Consider the following 9,703-nt stretch of genomic DNA (forward strand, 5'->3'; position numbering starts at 1 on the left):
CAAAACAGCCGAGGCTGCACCATGCAAGAATGTTCGCTGCAAACGGAAATCCGCACACTTGGCCCCTGCAAGCTTGATTCTGTGCTGCCCTACCGCACATGGGCAGACAACAAGACCGTGCAGATTGTTGTGGATGAAGAACTGTCGGAAGAAGTGAACGCGCCCTTCAGCGTATGCCTTGAGGCCGCTGGCCCGCGCAAAAAACTCTATTTTGACACCACTCGCGCCAAGTGCGCCATCGTGACCTGCGGCGGGCTCTGCCCCGGCATCAACGATGTCATTCGCGCCATTGTGATGGAGGCCTTCCACGCCTACAACGTGCCCTCCATTCTGGGCATCGCCTATGGGCTTGAGGGTTTTATTCCCAAGTACGGGCATGTTCCCTTTGAGCTTACGCCTTCAAGCGTGGCGGACATTCACCGTTTTGGCGGCACCATGCTTGGTTCCTCACGCGGGCCGCAGTCTGCTGAAGAAATTGTGGATAACCTTGAACGCAGCAACGTCAACGCTCTCTTTGTCATTGGCGGCGACGGCACCATGAAGGCCGCTCTTGCCATCAGCAGCGAGGTGCAGGCGCGCGGGCTCAAGATATCCGTCATCGGCATCCCCAAAACCATTGATAACGACATTAACTTCATTCCCCAGTCGTTCGGCTTTGAGACTGCCGCCTTCAAGGCCACGGAGGCCATTGAATGCGCCCATACAGAGGCCTGCGGCGTGCCCAACGGCATTGGGCTGGTCAAGCTCATGGGGCGCGAATCGGGCTTTATCGCCGCGCGCGCGGCTCTGGCCCTCAAAGAAGTGAACTTTGTGCTGATTCCAGAAGCTCCCTTTGCCCTTGAGGGCGAGGGCGGGCTGTTGCCCGCGCTGGAAGAGCGCCTGCGCTCGCGCGGGCATGCCGTGATTGTGGCAGCCGAGGGCGCGGGCCAGCACCTTATGGAAAATCACGCCGCCAAGGATGTTTCGGGCAACCCCGTGCTTGGCGATGTGGCTGACCTGCTGCGCAAGAATATCAGCACCTATCTGGGCGCGCGCGGCATTGAGCATTCGCTGAAATACATTGACCCGAGCTATATCATCCGCTCTATCCCGGCCAACGCCAACGACAAGGTCTATTGCGGATTTTTGGGCCAGTACGCCGTACATGCCGCCATGGCCGGGCGCACAGACATGGTGGTGGGCAAGATTCAGGACCGTTACGTGCATCTGCCGCTGGAGCTTGTGACCCGCAAGCGCCGCAAGCTGAACATCTATTCTGACCTGTGGCGGGCTGTGCTTGAATCCACTGGTCAGGGCATGCTGAAGGGCATGCTGCCCCCGGCGTAACCGGCAGCATGAAGCATCTCCGACAGGTCAAGGCCTCTGCCGGTTCTGGCAAGACCTATGAATTGACGCATTGTTTTCTGCAAAGGCTGGTGCAGAGCGGGCCGCCCGCGAGCGCTTCCGCCTCCTCGGCTTGCGTGCTTTTGCCGGGGGGCCGCTGCGGCTGGGGCGACATCCTCGCCATTACCTTTACCAATGCCGCTGCTACCGAAATGCGCGACCGCGTTATCCGGCAGCTCAAGAGCGCGGCCCTCGGACAGCCCTTGGGCGGACTTGCACTTTCGCCCGATCAGGCCTCCCGCTGGGTGGATGTGATCATGCGCGATATGGGCGCGCTGAACATCCGCACCATCGACAGCCTGCTGCACCTCATTGTGCGCGCGGCAGCGCTTGAGCTTGATCTGCACCCGGATTTTCAGCCTGTTTTTGCCACGGAAGAAGTGCTCACACCCTACCTTGATGTATTGCTTGAACGCGCATGGCAGGGCGATGAAACCATGCGCTCCCTGCTGCGCGAAGTCTATCGGGCCATGGCATGGCGCGAGAACAGTACGGGCTTTCTTGCGGGCGAAAAGCTGCTCAACCAGTTGCGCGGCCTGCTGGATGGCGTGCTGCTGGGGCGCTTTGAGGACATTTCGCCCGCAGAAACCCTGCACAAGCGGCTGAGCGAAGTGGAAAGCATGGCCGTAACCCATGCCAATATCTTTCTGGCAGCTGCGGCTGGGAGTGGGCTTACCTTCAGCAAAAACGCTCTTGCCGCTGTGGAGGCCATTGCCGCCGGGCAGAGCAAAACTTCGGCATACCTGAGCAAGGCCAGCGCGTCTGACCTCTTTTTGAAAAAGCCCGTGGTCAGCGATGAGGTGCAAAAAGCCTACGAAGCCTTTGCCCGCGCCGCCGGTGTGCTGGTTGATACTGCCCCTCTGCTGCGGCAGGCTGTGGGGCTTGCCCCCGTGCTCTTGCTGGCGCGCACCCTTGTGCAGGCCTTTGTGCAAAACCAGCGGCAGGAAGGCAGCCTGCCGGGCCTGCTGATTCCGCACATGGCGCGACAGGTGCTTGAAAGCGACAACGGCGTGCCCGAGGCCCTGTGCCGCATGGGCTCGCGCCTCACGCACTTTCTGGTGGATGAATTTCAGGACACCAGCAATGAGCAGTGGTACGCCCTGCGCCCCCTTGTGGAAGAAGCTCTCTCTCGCGGCGGTTCCCTCACATGGGTGGGGGACGTCAAGCAGTCCATTTACGGCTGGCGTGGGGGCGAACCGGAGCTGTTTGACGGCGTGTTTGACGATGCGGGCCTCACAGCCCTCGCGCCTGACGGCCAGCGCGACAATCTGCCCTACAACTGGCGCAGCCGCCGCGAAATCGTGCAGCACAACAACGGGATTTTCGGCCCTCTGGCGCAGCCGGACATGGCCGCAAAGGTCATGGCCGCCCTTTTGCCCACGGGCACCCCGCCGGAAATCTGCGGGCAGGCCGCTCAGGGGCTTGTGCGCGCCTTTGCGGGCACAGAGCAGCAATGCCCTGAAAACGCCCGCGAGGGCGGCCTTGTTCGCGTGGAGACCATTCTTTCCGTGGATGCCGAGGCCCTGGGCGAAGATGTGCTTGAACGCCTCTGCACCCTGTTGCATGAGGATATTGAGCCGCACCATCCCTGGGCCGATGTGCTCATTCTTGTGCGCAGCAACGGCAAGGCCACCCTTGTGGCAGACAGGCTGATTCGCGAAAATATCCCCGTGATTACAGAAAACAGCCTGCGACTTGCCGCGCATCCGCTGGTGGTGCAGGCCGTGGCCCTGCTTTCTTTCCTTGATAACCCAGAGGACGACATCGCCTTTATGAGCCTTGTGTGCGGCAGTATCTTTCGGGAGCATCCCGAAGCTGCGGCCCTTGCGCACGAGGACATCGCGGGCTGGTGCGCCGCATCCAAGGGCGGGCCGCTGTTCCAGCGGTTCAAAAGGCGCTGGCCAGAAATCTGGCAGAGGCTGCTTGCTCCGTTCCACAGTCAGTCCGGCCTCATGACGCCCTATGACATGACGCTTGAATGGTTTGCCCGGCTGGATGTGGAGCGGCGCTATCCCGAGGCGGAGACTTTTTTGCGGCGCTTCATGGAAGTGCTGCACAGCGCGGAAGAAAAGGGCCTTGCCACCCTGCCCACATTTCTGGAGCACTGGCGCGCCAAAAGCGGCGAAGAAAAGGTGCCCATGCCCGAAAACATGGATGCAGTGCGCGTCATGACCATCCACAAATCCAAGGGCCTGGAGGCCCCGGTGGTCATTGTGCCGTGGACAGACCTGCGCGCCCGCATGGGCAATGAAACCGTGATGGTCGAGCGCGAGGGCCTGCGCCTTGCCGTGGGCAACAGAAAGCATCTGGGAGCGCCCTATCATCAGGAGCTTGCCCGCCAGTGCCGTGAAAACGTCCACCTGCTCTACGTGGCCTTTACCCGTGCGCGCGATGCGCTCTATGTGTTGCGCACCAGCACCGTGGGCGGGCGCGGCTCTACCAGTGACGTGCTGGACATGCTTATGGAAGAGGCCGGGTTCACAGCCCCCTACACCGTGGGCGAGGAACCAGCCGCGCACGATGCTGCTCCGGTCGCAACTGCCGCAAGGGCTTCTGCCGCGGCTTCCTGGGGGAGCAAGCCGGAGATTGCGGAAAGCCCGGAAGGCGAGGAAGACGTTGCTCCTGCGGATGCCGCCCGGAGCATTGCCGAAGCCCCGGATGCTGCGGATTCCGCTGGTTTTGCCGACCCCGCATGGCGGCCCATGCAGTGGCTGCCGCGCCTCAAGATTTTTCGTAATCCACTGGCAGGATTCAGCTTTCGCGCGGAAGACAGAGGCAGCTTTCTGCATCTGTGCCTTGAGCATCTGCACATAACGGGCAATCCGCAGGCAGACGCGCAGGCTGCGCTGAACTTCGGCCTTGGACATTTTTCGCTGCCTGTGCCGGACGAGGCCGCGTTGCGGGAAAATGCCGCTGCGGCGCTGCAATGGTTTGCCTCGCAACCGCAGGCGGCGCGCTGGCTGCAGACGGGCTGGCCCGAACATTCGCTCATGGACGCCGAGGGGCACTTGCTGCGCATGGATTTGCTGGTGCATGAACCGTGGGGGCCGCTGGTGCTTGATTATAAAAGCGGCCAGCCCGAAGCCGACCATGTGGCGCAGCTACAGACCTACCTTGCCTGCCTGGAAGCCGGGAACGACTGCGCCCCCGGCAGTGCGCGCGGCCTGCTGGTGTACCTTGATTTACGGCGGTTTCAGCTTGTGGAAGCGCACGGCGTTTCGGCCTTTGCCGAGCGTTGCAGCGATCTTTTGCCCGCCACGGAGGCTCAGGCATGAGCGCATCGCCGATTCTTGTTTTTCCCTGGCAGCGGCCCTTTCTGCCCGACCTCAAAGCCTTTCTGACCAGGATTGGCAAGGGGCGGGCTGGCGCAACCCTGCTGATCGTGCCCCACAACCGGCCCTGGCGTTACCTCACCAAGCTCTATGCGGAAGAAGGCTATCAGGGTTTGCTGCCCAAGGTCATGACCCTGGCGGATGTGATTTCGGCCTGGCGCTCGCAAACCTGCGCAGATCCTCTGCACACTGCCAACGTGCTGGACAGGGTCGCCCTGCTGCACCAGTGCGTTATGGGCCTCGCGCAGGATGACGAGGGCCTTGCCGCACGTTTTGCCCGCATGGACATGGCGCACTTTCTGCCCTGGGGCTTGCGGCTCTCAAACCTGCTGGAAGAAATGCTGGGCCAGCGTGTGGCTGCTGTGGATCTCAGCCATGTGGAGCAGGAGGTTTCCGGCCCTGCGGCTGCCCTGCTGGGCGCTCTGGGGCGCATCGGCAAGGCCTATGTGGCCGCGCTGGAGGCTCGCCGCTGGACGACACCGGGATTGGACGCCTTTACCGTCAGCGAAGACGGACTTGCCCTGCCCCGCTTTTTTACGCCCGCAGATGACCGCCCCGTTGTGATGGCCGGATTTTCGCTGCTAACCGGCAGTGAGGAAGCCCTGCTGCACAGGCTGTGGCAGGCAGGCGGGCAGATATGCCTGCATGCAGACCCGGCGCTGGCTCTGGGCACAGCACCGCACTGGGCATGTGACGCGCAGGCTGCGTGGCTGCGCCGCTGGAAGGCCACTGCTCGCCTTGCTGTGGAGCCCACGGACGCCGAGGCCGCGCATAAGCCGCGCATATCTTTTTTTGCCGGGTATGATTGCCATTCACAACTTAAAGCATTGCATGAAGAACTGTCCGTGCCGCATAGCGATGCCAGCAGGGCCGGCAATGGGGCAGAAAACGGGGACAGCGGCATATCCGCGTCTGACGGGCTTTCTACGGCGGTTGTGCTCACAGACAGCGCCCTGCTCATGCCCGTGCTGCACCATTTGCCCAACAAGGATGTCAACGTTTCCATGGGCTATCCGCTGGAACGTTCGCCCCTCAACCGTCTGCTTGAGGCTTTACTGCAATTGCAGGAAAACAGGACGGAAGATGGCCGCTATTACTGGCGCAATCTGCTCCAGTGTCTGCGGCATCCTTACCTGAACCTGCTGCGCGTGGATGACGGCAGCGCAACGCCCCTTTATTTGCGCGAGGTCTTGCGCCGCATTGAGGGCATGATTCGCGTCGGGGCGCGGTTTGTGGATATGGACGAGGTTGCGCGGGAGTGCGCCCCGGGCATGCATCCTGCGCTTTTTGAGCTTTTTGAAGCCACGCTCAATGTGCTGGTGCGTCAACCAGGGCAGGTGGACACCACCGAGGGCATGGCCCTGTGCCTGCAAAATATCTGCGATTTTCTGCTGCGCAACGGCGGCGACATGTGGCGGCATTTTCCGCTGGATGCGGAGGCCATGTACCGCCTTGCCCGCCATGCGGCCCCTGTGTTGCGGCAAAACTGCCTCGCGCAGACGCCCTTTCCCACCAGCGTGTTGCACGGCATAGTGCGCGAGGTGCTGCAACAGGAGCGGGTACCGTTTGAGGCGGAGCCGCTCACGGGCTTGCAGGTGCTGGGCATGCTTGAAACGCGCCTGCTGCACTTTGACAGGGTACTTATTGTGGACGCCACGGACGACAAGCTGCCCGGCAACCCTGCGCAGGATCCCCTGCTGCCCGATTCCCTGCGGCAGGTGCTTGGCCTGCCCGATGCTCGCAGGCGCGAACGCGCCACAGCCCACACGCTGTACCGGCTCTGCGCCGGGGCGAAGGAGGTACGCTTTTTCTGGCAGGAGGGCATCAGCCGCTCTGCGCTCTTTGACGGCAAAAAAAGCCGCAGCCGCTTTGTGGAGCAACTGCTGTGGGAAGAAGAACAGCGCCGTGGCGAGCTGCTTGTGCCCGGTCAGGAGCCGCTGGGCATGGCTCGTTGCGTGGTGCGCAGCACCCCTGCCACGCCCAAAAGCCTGCCCCGCACAGAGGCCCTGCACGAGGCCATGCTGGCCCTTCTGCAAAAACCGCTTTCACCTACCCGGCTGGATGTTTACCAGCAGTGCCCTCTGCGCTTTGCCTGGCAGTACCTCTGCGGCTTGCAGCCACCGAAGGAAGTCAACGAAGGCGATGACCCCGCAGCCGTGGGCACCTGCATTCACGATACGCTGCACGCACTGTATGAACCGTATCTCAATAAAGAGGTGCGCCGGGGCGATATCAGCCGCGACACCATGCTTGCGCGTTTTCATGAGGAGCTTGAAAAGGCCGACCTGCGCCGCATTTTGCCGCCGGACAGCTGCCTCATGCTGGAAGAAGCCGCCCCTGTGCGTTTGAATCGTTTTCTGGACAATCAGCCCGACAGCACAATCATTGTTGCGTTGGAGGAAGAACTCAAGGCCACGCTGTCGCTGGCTGGCGGTGAATATTCCTTCAGGGGCATAATGGATCGCATTGACCGGCGCGATGACCTGCTGCACATCCTTGACTACAAGACAGGCAGCCTTAAATTACATGATGGAAGCTTGTGGGGCGACATCCTTTATTTCAGGCGTACTGAGAGCCTTTTTGAGGCCTTGCGCCAGACGCAGGTGGGCGGCGAATATGAGCCGGACGCCCAGATGCTTGAAGATATGGATACCCTCTTTGAAGAGCTGCGGCCCCGGCTGCCCAGCCTGCAATTGCCCTGCTATGTGAGCATGGCTGTGGGCAGCGGCCTTGGCCCGGTTGGCGACGCCGCGCTGGTTGAATTGCGCGATGCTGGCAGGGAGTATCCCCTTTTTGGCGGGCTGGTGGATGAAGACCTGGCGGAGGCCATTGGATACTGCCATGCGGCGCTTTCTCTTGTATTGCTGCACATGCGCCATGCGCCGTCGTTTACGGCGCGTCCAGACCGCCATTGCGACTGGTGCCCCTATGCTTCATTGTGTGCAGGATAACGGGCCGGAATACATATTATAAAGATGATTGTTGCGTCTTGTGAAATTACCAGCTATGCTTCCCGGCAAACATAGGTATGTCGTTTGAAATCGAAACGATGCAAAATGACACCCTGCTTACGGACAGGACGGAGGTCTTGCAATGTCTTTTCCCGCACTCAAGATAGGTGATCTCACGGCTAAAATCCCTGTAGTTCAGGGTGGCATGGGCGTGGGCATTTCGCTTTCCGGGCTGGCGTCGGCTGTTGCCAATCAGGGTGGTATCGGCGTCATCGCCGGGGCCATGATCGGCATGAAAGAACCCGATGTGGCCAAGGATCCCCTTACAGCCAATCTGCGCGCCCTGCGCAATGAAATATTGAAAGCCCGCGAACTCAGCAACGGTATTATTGGCGTCAACCTGATGGTGGCGCTTACCACGTTCAGCCAGATGGTGCGCACCGCCGTTGAAAACAAGGTGGACATCATCTTTTCAGGCGCTGGCCTTCCCCTCGACATGCCGCATCACCTGTTGCAGGTGTGCGAGGAAAAGAAAGAAGAATTCAAAACCAAACTGGTTCCCATTGTTTCTTCAGCCAGAGCGGCCACGGTAATCGCCAAAAAATGGGCTTCGCGCTTTGGTTACACGCCTGACGCCTTTGTGGTTGAAGGCCCCAAGGCTGGCGGCCACCTCGGTTTCAAGGCTGAGGAACTGCAAGATCCCAACCATTCGCTTGAAGTTCTGGTGCCGCAGGTGGTTGAGGCCGCCAAGGCCATGGAAGACAAGTGTGGTCGTGCTGTGCCTGTTATTGCCGCTGGCGGCGTCTATTCCGGCGCTGACATCATGAAGTTCCTCGAGCTTGGCGCTTCCGGCGTGCAGATGGGTACCCGCTTTGTGGCCACCCACGAATGCGATGCTGATGACCGCTTCAAGCAGAGCTACCTCACGGCGCGCGATGAAGACATCACCATTATCAAAAGCCCGGTGGGCATGCCTGGCCGCGCTCTTGGCAATGAATTCATCACGGCCTCGCGCGAGGGCAAGAAAAAGCCTTTCAAGTGCGTGTTCCACTGTGTGCATACCTGCGAACAGGAAAAAACGCCCTATTGCATCGCCCAGGCGCTCATCAACGCCATGAGGGGCAATCTTGAACGCGGTTTTGCCTTTTGCGGTGCCAACGTGGCGCGCGTGAACAAGATTATCTCGGTGCATGAACTCATGGACAGCCTGCAAAAGGAATTTGACGACGCCATGAGCACCCTGAGCAAGAGCGTGCAGAACATGCAGAGCAAGCTCAATTTCAGCATCAAGAGCTAACGCTCTACCCTGCCTGAAAATGCAAAGCCGGGTCTGGATTTCCAGGCCCGGCTTTTTCGTGCGCTACAGTAAAATATTGCGTTGATGGCGCTCGTGATATCTGTCCCGTAATCATCCGACTGGAATTGTGTTTTTTGATTGTGTTGGGGCGTTTTTCGCTGGCATCAAGTGGGCGCAGTCAGGGCACCTGCGGCGCAATTCAGCGGCATTGGCAGCAATGTTGATGGAGGTGCGGCCTGCATACTGGGCAGCCAGAGAAACACATTCACGCGCATCAATGGATGAGGTGTGTTTGAATCCACGCCGGGTCATCTCTGTTACAAGTTCCTCATGCCTCGCAAAAAGTTGCTGCGGGTCAACCAATCCGCCAGAAAGAAAACCTGACCTTACCCCACTGCGTATACCACTTGTAAGTTAGTGGTTCCCAATGGGTTGCAGGTTATATTCTTTGCCCGAAATTCTTCCGGTGTCAGCCAGCCTAAGGAACTGTGCGGTCGCCGCTGGTTGTAATCCTGCCGCCAGGCTTCGACTGTTCTGCGGGCATCGTGCAGGGACAGAAACACGTTCTGATTTAAGCACTCATCTCGGAATTTTCCGTTAAAGCTTTCAATGTGTCCATTATCTGTGGGCTTCCCTGGACGAGTGAACTCTATCTGCACGCCGTGTTCAAAAGCCCAGGTATCCAGGGCGTTACCGCTAAATTCTGGCCCGTTATCAACCTTGATACGTTGCGGCAGCCG

The 9,703-nt window shown here is 60.0% G+C and carries 5 protein-coding genes; 4 read left to right on the top strand and 1 reads right to left on the bottom strand.

The genetic code is table 11. The features are described 5' to 3' along the window. Window positions 1-21 precede the first annotated feature (21 nt). From G449_RS0108165 to G449_RS0108180, 4 genes are all read left to right on the top strand, one after another. Complete coding sequence (locus tag G449_RS0108165) at window positions 22-1,326, top strand: ATP-dependent 6-phosphofructokinase (RefSeq protein WP_022658821.1); 1,305 nt, start codon at window positions 22-24, stop codon at window positions 1,324-1,326. An 8-nt stretch (window positions 1,327-1,334) separates the two neighbouring features. Next, window positions 1,335-4,658, top strand: coding sequence for a UvrD-helicase domain-containing protein (locus G449_RS0108170; protein ID WP_022658822.1), 3,324 nt, complete (start codon window positions 1,335-1,337; stop codon window positions 4,656-4,658). Then, window positions 4,655-7,666, top strand: coding sequence for a PD-(D/E)XK nuclease family protein (locus G449_RS16535; protein ID WP_022658823.1), 3,012 nt, complete (start codon window positions 4,655-4,657; stop codon window positions 7,664-7,666). Before G449_RS0108170 ends, G449_RS16535 begins: the two co-directional genes overlap by 4 nt. Window positions 7,667-7,808: 142 nt before the next feature. Beyond that, window positions 7,809-8,963, top strand: a complete 1,155-nt coding sequence (locus tag G449_RS0108180; RefSeq protein WP_022658824.1) for an NAD(P)H-dependent flavin oxidoreductase — start codon at window positions 7,809-7,811, stop codon at window positions 8,961-8,963. 386 nt (window positions 8,964-9,349) lie between these two features. Here the strand turns inward: G449_RS0108180 and G449_RS18120 are convergent. Beyond that, a partial coding sequence (locus G449_RS18120) for an integrase core domain-containing protein (RefSeq protein WP_022658319.1) occupies window positions 9,350-9,703 on the bottom strand: 354 nt, incomplete at its 5' end.

This window comes from Desulfovibrio desulfuricans DSM 642 (assembly GCF_000420465.1).
Taxonomy (GTDB): domain Bacteria; phylum Desulfobacterota; class Desulfovibrionia; order Desulfovibrionales; family Desulfovibrionaceae; genus Desulfovibrio; species Desulfovibrio desulfuricans.